The following is a 14,952-nucleotide window of genomic DNA, read 5'->3' as shown; positions in this document are numbered from 1 at the left end:
GGTCACGTGATTTTACCTTGTTGTTTACAGGTTTTCTTTTGGTGGCTGCGGCGCGAATGTTGGGCTCATTTCCAGCATGCGACGTAGAGGCTTTTCCGCTTTGATGCGAGTCTCTTCATCCAGATTGATTTCCGGCCCAAGATCACGCAGGCAAAGATATAGCTTATCCATCGTGTTCAGTGCCATATAAGGACAAACATTACAGTTACAGTTGCCGTCAGCACCCGGTGCGCCGATGAATGTTTTATGCGGTGCTGCTTTTTCCATTTGGTGGATAATGCCAGGTTCTGTGGCAATGATCATGGTGTCAGCTTCATGTTCGGTCACAAACTTCAGGATAGAGCTTGTTGAGCCAACGTGGTCAGCGTGTTGAACAATCTGGTCAGGGCACTCCGGGTGTGCAGCAACTGGCGCGTTCGGGTGTTTTGCTTTCAGTTTGATCAGCTCTTTCTCACTGAACAGTTCGTGCACCATACATGTACCCTGCCAAAGAAGCATGTCGCGGCCCAATTTACGAGACAAGTAGCCGCCGAGGTGACGGTCCGGTGCGAAGATGATTTTTTGGTCTTCAGGAATTTGGGATACGATACTTTCAGCGTTAGAGCTGGTCACGATAATATCCGTGTGTGCTTTAACAGCTGCTGAGCAGTTGATGTAACTAAGAACCAGATGATCTGGGTTCGCTTTTACAAATTTTTCAAATTCATCAGGTGGGCAGCTATCTTCCAGGCTACAGCCAGCTTCCAGATCAGGTAGAACTACTGTTTTCTCCGGGCTTAGGATTTTCGCCACTTCCGCCATGAAGCGCACGCCACAGAACACAATAACATCTGCGTCCGTCTCAGCTGCTTTACGAGAAAGATCGAGGCTGTCACCTACAAAATCTGCAATGTCTTGAATTTCACCAGCTTGATAATAATGCGCCAAAATAACTGCGTTTTTTTCTTTGCGCAGGCGTTTAATTTCTTCGACCACATCAAGGGTAGGGTCTACTACTGGTGTGTTTACCAAGTTCATGGTTGTCTCCTAAGACGTACTTCGTACATTTGGCAGCATAAATACAAGGGGTGTGTACCAAACGCAAACAAGATATTTCAACTAGCCAGCTAAGCTATATGTACTTGAAAGGCGTGGTGATCCTTCACAGGAAATTCTACCTTCATCAACGAGCGCAATAATGTGCCCGAATACAGAGCGAGCTGCAGCTGGGTGCAGGCGTTTATCCACGTCCTTGTACATACGAGCCACTAGTATATCGATAGTACTAGCTCCATCTTCAAGGCACTTTAATATTTGCCCTTCACGCATTTTACGGTGAGTAACGATGCCGCGGATGAAAGGTTTTGGATTTTCCACCCATGGGCCGTGGGTAGGGATGAGTTTCTCAACATCCTCTTCTGCTATTTTTTTTAGACTTTCTATATATTTTCTTACATCACCATCAGGTGGTGCGATTACTGTTGTAGCCCATCCCATAACGTGATCACCAACAAACATGAGTTTTTCCTCCTTAAGAAGAAAGCACATATGATTGGCGGTATGACCGGGGGTGTGAATGGCCTTTAGCGTCCAGTCAGAGCCTGAGAAGGTGTCGCCATCTGTGATGGTGTGGTCCGGCATGAATTCTTTATCAGCTCCGGCTTCGACTTCTTCTTCCTGAAGGCCTCCTGCGCGCCCAGTACCGTGTGGGCCGAACGCATAGATTGGTGCGTCAGTTTTTTCAGAAAGCCATGCTGAAAGAGGGGAGTGGTCTATATGGCTGTGGGTTACGAAGATATGAGAGATAGGTCGGCCATTTGCAGCTTTCAAAATAGCTTCCCCGTGTTCGGTATCAAAGGGGCCGGGATCAATAACCGCAAGGTTATTTTCGGCACCAACAAGATAGGTTCCTGTACCTGTATAGGTAAATGGACTGGGATTGTTACACAGAACGCGAGTGACCCGTTTGGTCATTTGTTCTGGTATTCCATACTCCGCGGAAAAATCCTGTTTGAATTCTACACTCATATCTGCCTCACAAACTTATGAAGAGAGCTGTATCAGTTTCTTGGAAAGTCAACTAGAGAAAAGAAAAAGCCAACTGTCCAGTTCGGATTGCTTGGGGGCAAATCTGGGCAGTTGGCTATTCATCACTGGGCTGCTGCAAGTGGCAGCTAGAGCAACCTTGATCTAAACCGAAATCGGTGGCAGCCGGATAATCGGTTTGCATAAAGAATAGCAACCACTGTGCCAGTTTTTGAAATGGCGGAAAATATAGGTTTTTATCAGTTTAAAGAAATTTATGTATCAAAATGAAGCATGTATGATCTGAAATGAAACTCGATGTTTAGTTTCAATTTGATGCAATTGTTATAAATCCGTATTTTTCCCATATTTGGGCAGCAATTGGTGATTTCAGGAAATTGATAAAGGCGTTCGTTTTTTCGTTATCGGTAATTGGCGCCGCCACATATTCTATGGGACTGTTCATATCTTTAGGGATTTCGTAAAGAACACGAACATTGGCACTTATGTGTGCGTCAGAGCTATATATAAAGCCTGGTAAACCACCATATTCAATTAGCCTGAGCGTTTGCCTTACATTTGGACTGAATGCCATCTTGCCTTTAAGTAGGCTCCATGCGTCAATAGACTGAAGGTAGCGCTTTACATATTGACCAGCAGGTGCAGTTTGTGGGTTAGGGGTAGCTAGTTTGGTGTCGCCGACTAACTCAATGAGCTTTGAACTGTCAAGGATGGTGAGATTGGGTAAGTGTCTGTTTTTTGTGCCAGCTAATACTAAACGATTGCCTACGAGAGTGGTGGGATTAGCCTGCAGTTTTTTGCTATCTTTTAGATATTGAACCCATTCTCTATTCGCGGAAATGAAAATATCTGTTTGCGCGCCAGCATTAATTTGTCGCGCCATGATGGCGCTCCCACCAAAAGAAAGATTAATTTTTTCAGTTGTAGGGTATGCTGAAGCTAGTTCTATCAAGGCATTTTGGGTACTGGCAGCTGCAAATATTGTGAGATCTTTTTCATCTGCTCTTACAAAATTAAAGGGAGCATAAATGCAGAAGATAGCAAGGCCTATGGAGAGCAGGTGTTTCATTATTGGCATGCCTTGAATAGCCTGTTGATAAGGTCATTTCCTAAATATGAACGTTCTTCCTCTACACTGAATCCGGTTGCGCGGTCCCATATAGGAGCGCTTTCTTTTTTAATTACGGGCGTTCCTGCCATTTCTGGATGAAATAACTTAAGCAATTCCTGGTTTTGAGGTTCGTAATGTTGATATATTTTGTCGAATTGCTCTTGAGTTAGTCCGTACCCGATTTTATCGCCGCCTTGTTTTTCGTTTTGTAGAAAAGCCATGGGGGCATGGTCGTGAGCTGATTTAAAAAGATAAGAATGGCGGCTAAGAAAGCTTAATATTCTACCATCAGGACTCATGTTCAGGTGAGACTTAGGTCTTTGTAAGTGTGTTTGGTCAATATCCGCAGCTTGACAAAAATCGTTGATTAAGTCGTTTGAATATAAGAATTCTGGGTCAATAAACCTGATATGGAATGTCGCGTTTGGGATAGCTTTTCGCCACCTTGTAATAGTGCCTATAAAGTTCGGTTGCATATCATTGATGCGTTTATCGATTAACTCGTCTAGAGATAGGCCGCGCTTCAGTGCCCACTGCTTCCAAGCTGATAAAAGGAGTTTATCTTGTCGCCTGATATAATAGATAATCTGGAAGTTCGCGAGCTCTGCTGCTTGTGCAAACAGTTTTGGGAAGCCAAATCCAGCCATGATTTCGGAAGAGATAAGCAGGCGAGGGGTTTCTTGATGTCGTTGTATTTCAGTTATCCAATCACGAATGGGATTGGCATCTTTGACTTTATTTAAGGCTTCAAGTTTTTGAAGAGTATTGCCGGATGGAGTTTGAGACGAGGCCACTGACATTGATGCACTCGGCATATGAAGCCCTTGTTCGGCTATAGATTTCCAGTTTTGGAATAAAAATGACTGAAGCGTTGTGGAGCCAGATTTAGGGTGCCCAATATGAAGTGTTAAGTGCGGTAATGGCATTCTTTTATCAGTCTGCTGAAGTGTTGTTATTTAGATAAAGTATTTTCCGCTACAAAGTAAGGGAAACGATTTATTATTTCAGCATATAAGCCTGAATTGCGTATTTTCTGTAAGCCCTTGTTGAAGGATTTAATAAGTTCTTCAGCATTCTCAGCGTTTTTTGAAATAATCAAGCTTGTGTGCGCCAAAGGGAACGCTTTTGAAGCTATGTTTAAAGTGATTTTTTGGCTGGGGAATATTTCATCCAGAAAGTATGTATGAGCAACTGGGTTGATGAGGATGCAGTCAATGCGTTTGGAGATTAAGCTATTATATAAAGTTTGATATGTGGGGAAACGAATGGGCGATTTATTCGCATTCTTCAAATAATCACCAATGTAAGGATGTTCACTGAACATCACAGTGCCTATGCGGTGTGTTAGAATATCTTCGAACGTTTGCCATTCTGCCTGCACGTCTTGATGACACACAAGAGCCTCTTGAAAGGTGAAGACTGGATCTGAATACAAGAAATCATTGGCACGGTTTTCAGAATGATACCATACGGCCGAACCATCCCATGTACCAATTTTCCCGAGCGCGTAAGCGCGACCCCAAGGAAAGAACCCCCATTCGACTGAATAATTAGCTTCTTTAAAAGCAGCTTCTACAACAGAAATGGCGATACCTTGTGCGGTTTGATCTTTTTGCTCAATAAAAGGGCGCCAGTTTCCAACTGTTAATCTGACTGTTTGGTCGTTTGACCAAACAGAAAAAGAGACGAAAGTCGCACTTAATAAAAAGGCAATGATAAGACGCACTATACTCTTCCCCAAATCAGCAAGTGCAAAACTTAGCAAATGTTGAAGAGTAATTCTACTTTAACTATACAGGTGCGACTAATAAGCGCGTTCGATACAGAAATCTACAATGCCGAGCATGCAATTTTTTGCTTCACTATCTTTGAAAATTGCAAGTGCATCCTTTGCCATAGCGCCATAATGGCGGGCTCTCTCAATAGTATCGTTGATAGTACCGTGCTGTGTTAGAAGTTCTAGAGCATGCTCTAGATCACCATCCTCTTGTTTTAGCTTTTGGATGGTGCGTTTCCAGAATTCACGTTCTTCATCCGAACCACGACGATATGCAAGAATAACAGGCAATGTAATCTTGCCTTCGCGGAAATCGTCACCAATTTCCTTACCAAGCGTTGCGCGTTTGGCGTTGTAATCAAGTGCATCATCTACGAGCTGGAAGGCAATGCCTAGATACTTGCCGTATGCTTCAAGTGCCTTTTCAGCCTCTTCACCATGTTCTTCAGAGATAACACCAGCAACCTCACAAGCAGCTGCAAAAAGTACTGCTGTTTTAGCGGTGATAACCTGAAGGTATGTTTCTTCCGTTGTTGAAAGGTCGTTCGCGACAGTTAACTGTAGTACTTCACCCTCAGTGATAACGGCAGAGGTGTTGGATAGAATTTGAAGAACTCGCAAACTATCGCTTTCAACCATCAACTCAAACGCACGGCTGAACAGGAAATCGCCAACAAGCACGGTGGCTTGGTTGCCCCAAATAAGGTTGGCTGGTTTTTTACCACGGCGCAATTTGCTTTCGTCTACAACGTCATCGTGAAGTAGTGTAGCTGTGTGAATAAATTCAACAGCCGTAGCAAGACCAATCTGTTTTTTGCCTTCGTAAGCGAGCAGTTTTGAAGAAGCAAGTGTAAGCATAGGACGTAAGCGTTTGCCACCAGAGTTGATCAGGTGACCTGCAAGCTCAGGGATAAGGGCAACGGGGCTGTCCATCCGCTTAAGGATGGTATCATTCACGAGCTGCATCTGATCAGCCACGAGGCTTTGCATTTTCTCGATTGCGGTTACTGTTTTGTCCGCATTTTGGTGATCTTCCAGAGATACAACGTTGTTACTAGCCATGATGTTACCGTTATGCCTATACTTCGATAGATTTTTGTTGCGGCGAACATATAGCTGCTTCACCATTAACGCAAGGTTATCGCGGTAAAAGAAAGGTTACCACCTTGATTGATCCCGTGATAAAATTGATTACAATTTATTGAATAAATACAAAGTTTCAAATTTCGCGGAAAATTTGTGGAAAAACTGTCAGATATCGTTGCTAAACAATTTGCCGAGACTATGCCTGAAGAAGGGGAAACAATAGATGATTTCCTCGGCGGTAATGTTCGTCTTATTCAACCTGCTTCCGGATACCGCATTTCAATGGATACTGTGATGCTCGCAGCATCTGTGCCAGCCAAAGCTGGACAACGTATTCTTGAGGGCGGAGTGGGTACAGGCGGTGCTGCTATTTGTTTGGCGCGTCGTGTGTCTGGGGTTTATGTGAATGGTGTTGAACGTGAAGATGAAATGATCTCATACGCGCGCCGCAACGTTGTCTTCAATGGATTGGAAGAAAACGTACAAATTCACAAAGCATGTATTACCGACCTAAGCGATGAAGAAGGGCAATATGACCATGTGATGGTCAACCCGCCGTACCTTGCAGAGGGTCACGGCATCAGGCCACCTTCTGAAAATAAAGGGCTCGCGCACATGGATTTAGGCACCACGCTTAAGGACTGGATGCGGTTCTGTGTATATAAAGCCAAGGTGAAGGGCACAATTTCTATTGTTTACCGTGCTGATAGGGTTGATGAAATTATTGCGCATCTACACCGCAGAGTTGGCGAATTGAAGATTATGCCTCTTTGGCCGCGCGTTGGGGTGCATGCTAAGCGTGTTATCATTCAGGGGCGCAAAGGGGTGCGGGGTGCAGCAACTATTTTGCCAGGTATCCCACTCCATGGTGAGGTTGAACGCTATACGCCAGAGGCCAAAGCAGTTTTATGGGATGGAAAGCAGCTTGAGTTGAAAGATTTTGCGTGAACGCCTGAAAACAGGTAAGCAAGTGGGGAATTTTCTTTTAAGGCGCCGTTAATGCTCAAAAAGCTAGGTAAAATTCTATATTCACTACGCCGTGCGATCTTTGGCGATCCGCCGCCAGTTGTAGCTGTTTTAAGGCTGTACGGCGTTATCGGTCCCGGTGGTCGTTTCAAGCAAGGCATTAGTATGGCCTCTGCCGCAAGGCAGATTGAACAGGCCTTTGCTATCAATGGTGTGTCTGCGGTTGCGCTTCTTATTAATTCACCTGGCGGTTCTCCTGTTCAGTCTTCTCTTATCAATAAACGCATTCGCGATTTGGCAGATGAAAAGCATGTGCCTGTGCTGGCATTTGCTGAAGATGTAGCAGCGTCTGGCGGCTATATGATCGCACTAGCGGGCGATGAGATATACGCTAATGAAAGCTCTATTGTCGGCAGTATCGGTGTGATTTCCAGCGGGTTTGGTTTCACAGAGGCTATGAAAAAGCTGGGAGTGGAGCGCAGGCTACATACCTCCGGCGAGAGTAAAGCTATGCTTGATGCGTTTCAGGAGGAAAAAGAAGAAGACGTTACGCGCCTGAAGGAAATCCAGCATGAAATTCATGAGCAGTTTAAGAAACTTGTTCGTGACAGGCGCGGTAAACGTCTTAAGGGATTACGCGGTAAACTGTTTTCTGGTGATGTATTCACTGGCGCTGAAGCTGTCAAACTTGGGCTGATTGACGGCATTGGCGATGTGCGTTCGGTTCTACATTCCCGGTTCGGGAAAGAAGTAAGACTGCGTGTACTAAGTGATAGAAAGCCACGCCTTGGGTCTCTTTTAGGCCTTGGTGGTGGTGAGGATACAGATTTGGGGGTGCTTCACGATATGCCGAAGGGGATGCTTTCGGCGATTGAAGAGCGCATGTTCTGGAATAGGTTCGGGCTGTAAAGAGTATTGTGGAGGAAGCCTGTGTCAGGTGAAGCAAAAAAAGAAATAACGGAAGAGCAAAAACAGCAACTGCGGGAATATAGAGAAAGCATCGATAATATTGATGCATCTCTTGTGTTTATGTTGGCTGAACGTTTCAAGATTACGAAGGCTGTTGGGTTTTATAAGCGTGAGCATGACCTGCCGCCTGCTGATCCGAGCCGGGAAAAGTTGCAGGTGGAGCGTCTACGTGATTTGGCGAAATCCGCCAACCTTGACCCAGAGTTCAGTGAGAAGTTTTTGAACTTCATTATCAGGGAAGTTATCCAGCACCATGAGCGTATTCGCGAGCGTGGTGAACTGTAAGTATTTGATTGAGATAGTTTTATGATCATCGATGGGCCGGAAGCGCTCGAAAAATTAAAAGAGATTGGTGCGATCTGCAGAGATGTAAGAACGGTGATGGGTGAAGCTGTGCGCCCAGGTGTTACACCTTTGGAACTTGATGCGATTGCAGAAAAAATGTTCGCCGAACGGGGTGCGCGTTCGGCACCAATTCTTGCGTATAATTTTCCGGGACAGACATGTATTTCCGTTCATGATGCGGTGGCGCACGGTATTCCGGGGGATCAGCCGCTTGTTGAAGGGCAGCTAGTAAACATTGATGTTTCCGCAGAAAAAGATGGTGTTTTCGCGGATACTGGCGAGAGTTTTGCCATTGGTAAAATCTCACCAGATCTTCAAAAGCTTCTGGATGTTACCAAAGATGCACAGCGGAAGGCGATGTTCGCGGCGCGTGCCGGACAGCCTGTAAATGTGGTTGGTAAGGCGGTTCAGAAAGAAGCCTATAAGCATAATTATAAGATAATTGAAGGACTTAACGGCCACGGTGTGGGCGGCTGGATTCACGAAGAACCAACAGTACCAAACCTTTATTACCCAAGAGATAAAGAGAAGCTTGTTGAAGGTCAGGTGATCACGATCGAACCGTTCCTGACCACAGAAAGCCGCCACTATGTGGAGGATGCGGATGGTTGGACCCTTCGTCTCGCCGAAGGTGGTTTCGGGGCACAGTTTGAGCACACATTTGTTGTGACCAAAGGTGCGCCCATTGTTGTGACTCAATAGGTTTTTGCGCGTTTCCTGTGCCCAAAAGTGTGCCCGGAAATGTGCCCTTGTTCGGAGGTGAGATCAGGCGGTAACAAATGAAACCAAAAAACCTTGGTTTCCAACCTTGACCACCCCTTAGCCTGCGGCTAGTTTGCACCGCAATATTTTACGTAAAGATTCGGTTTTTTAAAGCGACCAAAATGACAGATAAATCCCAGAATAAAGGCGGCATGCCTTTCCAGCAAATGATCCTGACGCTCCAAGATTATTGGGCGAAGCAGGGCTGTGTTATCCTTCAGCCATATGATCTGGAAATGGGCGCGGGTACATTCCACCCTGCAACCACGCTGCGCGCACTGGGCCCTGAGGGCTGGAAAGCTGCCTATGTGCAACCTTGTCGCCGCCCAACAGATGGTCGCTACGGTGAAAACCCAATGCGTTTGCAGCATTATTACCAGTTTCAGGTAATCCTTAAGCCGTCCCCTGAAAATATGCAGGAGCTTTATCTCGGCAGCCTTAAAGCTATCGGGATTGATGCCAAGCTGCATGATATCCGTTTTGTGGAAGATGACTGGGAAAGCCCAACCCTTGGTGCGTGGGGTCTTGGCTGGGAAGTATGGTGTGACGGCATGGAAGTAAGCCAATACACATATTTCCAGCAAGTTGGTGGTTTCGAATGTAAGCCGGTTTCAGGTGAGCTAACCTACGGACTTGAGCGTCTGGCCATGTTCGTGCAGGGCGTGGATAATGTTTATGATCTTGATTTCAACGGTGCCGGCGTAACATACGGCGACGTGTACCAAGAAAATGAGCGTGAGCAATCCGCCTATAACTTTGAACATGCCAACACTGAAAAACTGTTTGAAGAGTTCAAGCGCGCACAGGATGAATGCGCGAAGCTGATTGAAGCAGAACTGCCGCTGCCAGCCTATGAGCAGTGCATTAAATCAAGCCATACTTTCAACCTACTTGATGCCCGCGGGGTGATCTCGGTAACGGAACGTCAGGCCTATATCGGCCGCGTGCGTGATCTCGCGAAGGGCTGCTGTGAAGCATGGATCAAGAAAAACGGGTGGGAGCTATAATCATGGCTGATCTTCTAATCGAACTATTTTCAGAAGAAATTCCTGCGCGTATGCAAGGCAAAGCTGCTGATGATCTGAAAAAAATAGTAACAAGCACGCTTAAGGAAGCTGGCCTGACCTTTGATGTGGCCGACGCTTATTCAACACCGCGCCGTCTTGCGCTTAGTGTAACAAATCTGCCTGCTGCAACACCGGATATCAGCGAAGAACGCCGCGGCCCACGTGTGGACGCGCCAGAGAAAGCGCTTGAAGGTTTCATGCGCGGTGCTGGTGTAACCCGTGATCAACTTGAAGAGCGCGAGGAAAAGAAAGGCACTTTCTTCTTCGCGAAAATCGAAAAGCCGGGCCGTGCTGCAACGGAAGTAATCGCAGAAGCAGTTGAAAACGCCGTGCGTAATTTCCCGTGGCCAAAGTCTCAGCGCTGGGGTAGTGGGTCCCTTAAGTGGGTTCGCCCGCTTCACAGTATCCTTTGTGTGCTTGGCGGCGAGACGGTTGAACTGGAAGTTGAAGGTTACCGGGCTGGTAACACCACTCGCGGTCACCGCTTTATGGCGCCGGATGAATTTACGGTTTCTGATTTTGCGGATTATAAAGCCAAGCTTCTTGAGCATAAAGTTGTGCTTGATGCCACACGCCGCGAGACACTGATTTATGATACAGCGCAAACGCTTGCTCAGGCCGCCGGGCTTGAACTTGTTGAAGACCGTGGTTTGCTCACTGAAGTAGCTGGCCTTGTTGAGTGGCCTGTACCGATGATTGGCGCATTTGATCCTGCTTTCCTTGAGGTGCCGGAAGAAGTGTTGATCCTGACCATGCGGAAGGATCAGAAATATTTCGTAACCCGCGACCCTGCCACTGGCAAGCTTGCGAACAAGTTTATCTTCACTGCGAACTTGGAACCTTCTGATGATGGCTCCGCGGTAACGAACGGTAATCAGCGCGTAGTAAGTGCGCGCCTCGCGGATGCGAAATTCTTCTGGGATCAGGATTTGAAGCGCAAGCTGGATGATAACCTGCCAGCCCTTAAAGAGATCGTATTCCACAAAGACCTTGGTCTTGTGTCTGATCGTGTTGAGCGCATGACAAAATTAGCAGGCTATCTTGCTGAGTTTGTCGATGCTGATAAAGCAGAAGCTGAACGAGCAACTGAGCTTGCGAAAGCAGATCTAGTTTCCAACATGGTTTATGAGTTCCCTGAAGTACAGGGCGCTATGGGCCGCTATTATGCGCAGAAGCAAGGTGAAACGGATGCGGTAGCCGATGCTATTCGTGATCATTATGCACCTGCAGGCCCATCTGACGCTTGCCCGTCAGCGCCAGTTTCAATTGCTGTAGCACTTGCAGAAAAGCTGGATACGCTTGTTGGTTTCTTCGGTATTGACCAGAAACCAACGGGTTCCAAAGATCCATTCGCTCTGCGCCGGTCTGCTCTTGGTGTGATCCGTTTGATTACGGAGAACGGCGTGCGCGTTCCGCTTACTGATGTTTTCAAAGCAACAGCAGGCACATATTCGAATGTCGAACTTCAGGATGTAACAGCTGATCTTCTCGCCTTCTTTGGTGATCGCTTGAAGGTACAGCAGCGTGATAAAGGCGTACGCCACGATCTAATCGATGCTGTGTTTGCAGATGGTGATGATGATCTTGTTCGTATCCTGAACCGTGTAGCAGCGCTCTCAACATTCCTTGCAACCGATGACGGTACAAACCTACTTGCGGGTTATAAGCGTGCGGCGAACATCCTGAAAGCGGAAGAGAAGAAAGAAGGCAAGGCCTTCGATGCGAGCGTCGATGCTTCAAAGTTTGAACTGGCTGAAGAGAAAGCACTGGGTGAAGCGCTTGTAAGCGCGAAAGCGGGTGCCTCAGAAGCACTGGAAGCTGAAGACTTTGAAAAAGCTATGAGTGCTCTATCTACACTTAGAGCGCCGATCGATGCTTTCTTCGATAAGGTAATTGTAAATGCGGATGACGCGGATGTGCGGGCTAATCGCCTCGCGCTCCTTACTGAAATTCGTGCAGCAGTAAATACTGTTGCTGATTTTGGCCTGATTGAGGGCTAGGTCGCAGAGTTCAGGCTCTGCGATATGTTTTAAACCGGGGTCTGAACACAATAATAAGCAGGCCCTAAAGTACTATAGGCGTATTCCAAAGGGATAATGGGATACGCGACTAAGGACTGCTTTAAATGACCAAATGGGTTTATAGCTTCGGTGATGGTGCGGCGGAAGGCCGTGCCGACATGAAAAATCTACTAGGTGGAAAAGGTGCTAACCTTGCTGAGATGGCCTCTCTCGGCTTGCCGGTTCCTCCTGGCCTTACCATCACAACTGAAGTCTGCACATATTATTATGATAATGGTCATAGCTATCCGGCAGAGCTTGAAGGTGAGCTTGATGCCGCGATCGCACAAATTGAAGCTAGCGTAGGCGCCAAATTTGGCGATGCTTCAAACCCGCTTCTTGTTTCTGTTCGGTCTGGCGCACGGGTTTCCATGCCGGGTATGATGGATACGGTTCTCAACCTCGGCTTGAATGACGAAACAGTGCAGGGCTTGGCTGCCAACAGTGAAAACCCACGTTTCGCATGGGACAGCTACCGCCGCTTTATCCAGATGTATTCCGATGTAGTTCTTGGTGTTGATCACTATCACTTTGAAGAACTGATTGATATCCACAAGGAAGAAAAAGGCGTTGATCTGGATACGGATCTGGATGCAGACGACTGGAAAGAACTTGCGGCTGCGTTTAAGGCAAAAACTGAAGAAGAGCTTGGCAAACCATTCCCGCAGGATGTGAAAGAGCAGCTTTGGGGCGCTATTAATGCAGTATTCGGCAGCTGGCGCATTGAACGTGCGAAGGTTTACCGCAAGCTCAATAATATCCCTGAGGAATGGGGTACAGCCGTAAACGTGCAGGCAATGGTGTTTGGTAACATGGGTGAAACATCTGCGACAGGTGTTGCTTTCACCCGTGATCCATCAGACGGCACAAACGAATATTATGGTGAGTATCTGATTAACGCGCAGGGTGAAGATGTTGTGGCGGGTATCCGTACACCGCAGAACCTAACGAAAAAAGCACGTGTTGATGCAGGTAATGACAAGCCTTCCATGGAAGAAAGTATGCCAGAGGTATACGGTCAGCTTGCTGATGTGTTCGAGAAGCTTGAGAAGCATTACCGCGATATGCAGGACATTGAGTTCACAGTGCAGCGCGGCAAACTTTGGATGCTTCAAACTCGCAGCGGTAAGCGCACGGCGAAAGCTGCGCTGAAGATTGCTGTCGAAATGGTTGAAGAAGGCCTGATTGACGAAAAAACAGCGGTGATGCGGGTTGAGCCAGCATCTCTTGATCAGCTTCTACACCCAACGCTTGACCCAGATGCACCGCGCGATATTTACACACGAGGCCTGCCTGCATCCCCGGGCGCTGCTTCTGGTAAAGTAGTGTTCGATAGTGATGAAGCAGAGGCAATGGCCAAGAACGGTGAGGATGTGATCCTTTGCCGTGTGGAAACATCACCGGAAGATATTCACGGCATGCATGCGGCGCGCGGTATTCTTACTGCACGGGGCGGCATGACAAGCCACGCAGCTGTGGTTGCGCGCGGTATGGGCCGGGCTTGTGTATCTGGTGCTGGTCAGCTCCGTATTGACGGCAAAGCCGGTGTAATGACCTGCATGGGCCGTGAGATTAAAGCTGGCGATATTATCACGATTGATGGTGGTTCTGGTGAAGTGATGGTGGGTGAAGTGAAAACTCTCCAGCCTGAACTTTCTGGCGATTTTGCAAAACTTATGACGTGGGCAGATGCACACCGTACGCTTAAGGTTCGTACAAACGCTGATACACCAAATGATACCTCCACAGCGCGTGAGTTTGGTGCAGAAGGCATTGGCCTTTGCCGCACAGAGCATATGTTCTTTGAAGGGGAGCGTATTGTTGCTGTTCGCCAGATGATCCTTGCGGAAGACCTGCGTGGCCGCAAGGAAGCGCTTGCGAAGCTGCTGCCGATGCAGCGTGGTGATTTTGTTGAAATCTTCAAGATTATGCACGGTCTGCCAGTAACAATTCGCTTACTTGACCCGCCACTGCATGAATTCATGCCGCGTGAGGAAAACGAATTTGCGGACGTAGCTGATGCAATGGGTGTGGACGCGACTGTCCTTAAGCGCCGTGCGTCTGACCTGCATGAATTTAACCCAATGCTGGGCCACCGTGGTTGCCGTCTTGGTATCACATACCCTGAGATTTACGAGATGCAGGCACGGGCTATTTTCGAAGCTGCGATCGAAGTTGAAGGCGATACAGGAGAAACTGTTGTACCAGAGATTATGATCCCGCTTGTGGCGACGGAGAAAGAACTGGCGATGCTGCGTGAGCGTGTTGAAGCGGTGGCTGGTGAAGTGTTCGCTGAAAAAGGTAAATCAGTTGATTATCTCGTTGGTACAATGATTGAGCTGCCGCGCGCGGCACTTCAGGCGGCGAAGATTGCAAACTCTGCTGATTTCTTCTCCTTCGGTACAAATGACCTTACACAGACAGCTATTGGTATCAGTCGTGATGATGCGGGTCGTTTCCTTGATGAATATGTGAAGAAAGATATCTTCGCACAGGACCCGTTTGTGTCTATCGACCAGGACGGTGTTGGTGAGCTTGTAAAACTTGGTGCTGAGCGTGGGCGTTCAACCAAAGAAAACCTTAAGCTCGGTATTTGTGGCGAGCATGGCGGCGACCCTGCATCGGTGGAATTCTGCCACGGTGTGGGGCTGGATTATGTATCTTGCTCACCGTTCCGGGTGCCGATTGCACGCCTTGCTGCAGCGCAAGCTGCTCTTAAAGGTTAAAACCTTATCGCAATGATTGAAAAGCCTCACTTCGGTGGGGCTTTTTGTTTACAAAAAT

The 14,952-nt window shown here is 47.3% G+C and carries 13 protein-coding genes; 7 read left to right on the top strand and 6 right to left on the bottom strand.

The genetic code is table 11. The features are described 5' to 3' along the window. Positions 1-24: 24 nt before the first annotated feature. From nadA to KFE96_RS14320, 6 genes are all read right to left on the bottom strand, one after another. On the bottom strand, positions 25-1,017 hold the full coding sequence (nadA, locus tag KFE96_RS14345; RefSeq protein ID WP_255833245.1) for a quinolinate synthase NadA: 993 nt from the start codon (positions 1,015-1,017) through the stop codon (positions 25-27). A gap of 81 nt (positions 1,018-1,098) precedes the next feature. Continuing rightward, positions 1,099-2,007, bottom strand: coding sequence for an MBL fold metallo-hydrolase (locus tag KFE96_RS14340; RefSeq protein WP_255833244.1), 909 nt, complete (start codon positions 2,005-2,007; stop codon positions 1,099-1,101). 325 nt (positions 2,008-2,332) lie between these two features. After that, positions 2,333-3,094: a molybdate ABC transporter substrate-binding protein gene (gene modA / locus KFE96_RS14335; protein WP_255833243.1), complete on the bottom strand. Its 762-nt coding sequence runs from the start codon at positions 3,092-3,094 to the stop codon at positions 2,333-2,335. Then, the gene (locus KFE96_RS14330; protein WP_255833242.1) at positions 3,094-4,062 is read right to left on the bottom strand and encodes a hypothetical protein; all 969 of its coding nucleotides are present in this window, start codon (positions 4,060-4,062) and stop codon (positions 3,094-3,096) included. Before KFE96_RS14330 ends, modA begins: the two co-directional genes overlap by 1 nt. A 26-nt stretch (positions 4,063-4,088) precedes the next feature. Beyond that, on the bottom strand, positions 4,089-4,862 hold the full coding sequence (locus KFE96_RS14325; protein ID WP_255833241.1) for an ABC transporter substrate-binding protein: 774 nt from the start codon (positions 4,860-4,862) through the stop codon (positions 4,089-4,091). A gap of 78 nt (positions 4,863-4,940) precedes the next feature. Further along, the gene (locus KFE96_RS14320) at positions 4,941-5,975 is read right to left on the bottom strand and encodes a polyprenyl synthetase family protein (protein WP_255833240.1); all 1,035 of its coding nucleotides are present in this window, start codon (positions 5,973-5,975) and stop codon (positions 4,941-4,943) included. A gap of 177 nt (positions 5,976-6,152) precedes the next feature. On the opposite strand from KFE96_RS14320, the gene KFE96_RS14315 reads away from it, so the two are divergent. The 7 genes from KFE96_RS14315 to ppdK all read left to right on the top strand — a co-directional run bounded on the left by KFE96_RS14315 (position 6,153) and on the right by ppdK (position 14,894). Further along, the gene (locus KFE96_RS14315; RefSeq protein ID WP_255833238.1) at positions 6,153-6,947 is read left to right on the top strand and encodes a tRNA1(Val) (adenine(37)-N6)-methyltransferase; all 795 of its coding nucleotides are present in this window, start codon (positions 6,153-6,155) and stop codon (positions 6,945-6,947) included. A gap of 51 nt (positions 6,948-6,998) precedes the next feature. Next, a complete protein-coding gene (locus KFE96_RS14310; protein WP_255833237.1) occupies positions 6,999-7,874 on the top strand; it encodes a S49 family peptidase in 876 nt (291 codons plus the stop codon). Positions 7,875-7,919: 45 nt separating this feature from the next. Then, complete coding sequence (locus KFE96_RS14305; RefSeq protein WP_343264852.1) at positions 7,920-8,219, top strand: chorismate mutase; 300 nt, start codon at positions 7,920-7,922, stop codon at positions 8,217-8,219. Between the two features lie 21 nt (positions 8,220-8,240). Then, entirely contained in the window at positions 8,241-8,981 is a 741-nt protein-coding gene (map, locus tag KFE96_RS14300; protein ID WP_255833236.1) for a type I methionyl aminopeptidase, read from the top strand. A gap of 182 nt (positions 8,982-9,163) precedes the next feature. Further along, entirely contained in the window at positions 9,164-10,048 is an 885-nt protein-coding gene (locus tag KFE96_RS14295) for a glycine--tRNA ligase subunit alpha (RefSeq protein ID WP_247016258.1), read from the top strand. A gap of 2 nt (positions 10,049-10,050) precedes the next feature. Continuing rightward, on the top strand, positions 10,051-12,108 hold the full coding sequence (glyS, locus tag KFE96_RS14290) for a glycine--tRNA ligase subunit beta (RefSeq protein WP_255833235.1): 2,058 nt from the start codon (positions 10,051-10,053) through the stop codon (positions 12,106-12,108). 125 nt (positions 12,109-12,233) lie between these two features. Further along, positions 12,234-14,894 (top strand): pyruvate, phosphate dikinase, encoded by a 2,661-nt coding sequence (ppdK, locus tag KFE96_RS14285; protein ID WP_255833234.1) that lies wholly within the window; start codon positions 12,234-12,236, stop codon positions 14,892-14,894. Positions 14,895-14,952: the final 58 nt, after the last annotated feature.

The organism is Kordiimonas sp. SCSIO 12603 (assembly GCF_024398035.1).
Classification (GTDB): Bacteria; Pseudomonadota; Alphaproteobacteria; order Sphingomonadales; family Kordiimonadaceae; genus Kordiimonas.
Note: the sequence above shows the minus strand (reverse complement) of the source record. Positions and strands in the feature narration are given on the sequence as shown.

Coding starts and splice junctions, on each gene's coding strand:
- KFE96_RS14295 (WP_247016258.1), top strand. CDS start 9,164: ATGACAGATAAATCCCAGAATAAAGGCGGCATGCCTTTCCAGCAAATG.
- map (WP_255833236.1), top strand. CDS start 8,241: ATGATCATCGATGGGCCGGAAGCGCTCGAAAAATTAAAAGAGATTGGT.
- nadA (WP_255833245.1), bottom strand. CDS start 1,017: ATGAACTTGGTAAACACACCAGTAGTAGACCCTACCCTTGATGTGGTC.
- KFE96_RS14330 (WP_255833242.1), bottom strand. CDS start 4,062: ATGCCATTACCGCACTTAACACTTCATATTGGGCACCCTAAATCTGGC.
- KFE96_RS14320 (WP_255833240.1), bottom strand. CDS start 5,975: ATGGCTAGTAACAACGTTGTATCTCTGGAAGATCACCAAAATGCGGAC.
- ppdK (WP_255833234.1), top strand. CDS start 12,234: ATGACCAAATGGGTTTATAGCTTCGGTGATGGTGCGGCGGAAGGCCGT.
- KFE96_RS14310 (WP_255833237.1), top strand. CDS start 6,999: ATGCTCAAAAAGCTAGGTAAAATTCTATATTCACTACGCCGTGCGATC.
- glyS (WP_255833235.1), top strand. CDS start 10,051: ATGGCTGATCTTCTAATCGAACTATTTTCAGAAGAAATTCCTGCGCGT.
- modA (WP_255833243.1), bottom strand. CDS start 3,094: ATGAAACACCTGCTCTCCATAGGCCTTGCTATCTTCTGCATTTATGCT.
- KFE96_RS14340 (WP_255833244.1), bottom strand. CDS start 2,007: ATGAGTGTAGAATTCAAACAGGATTTTTCCGCGGAGTATGGAATACCA.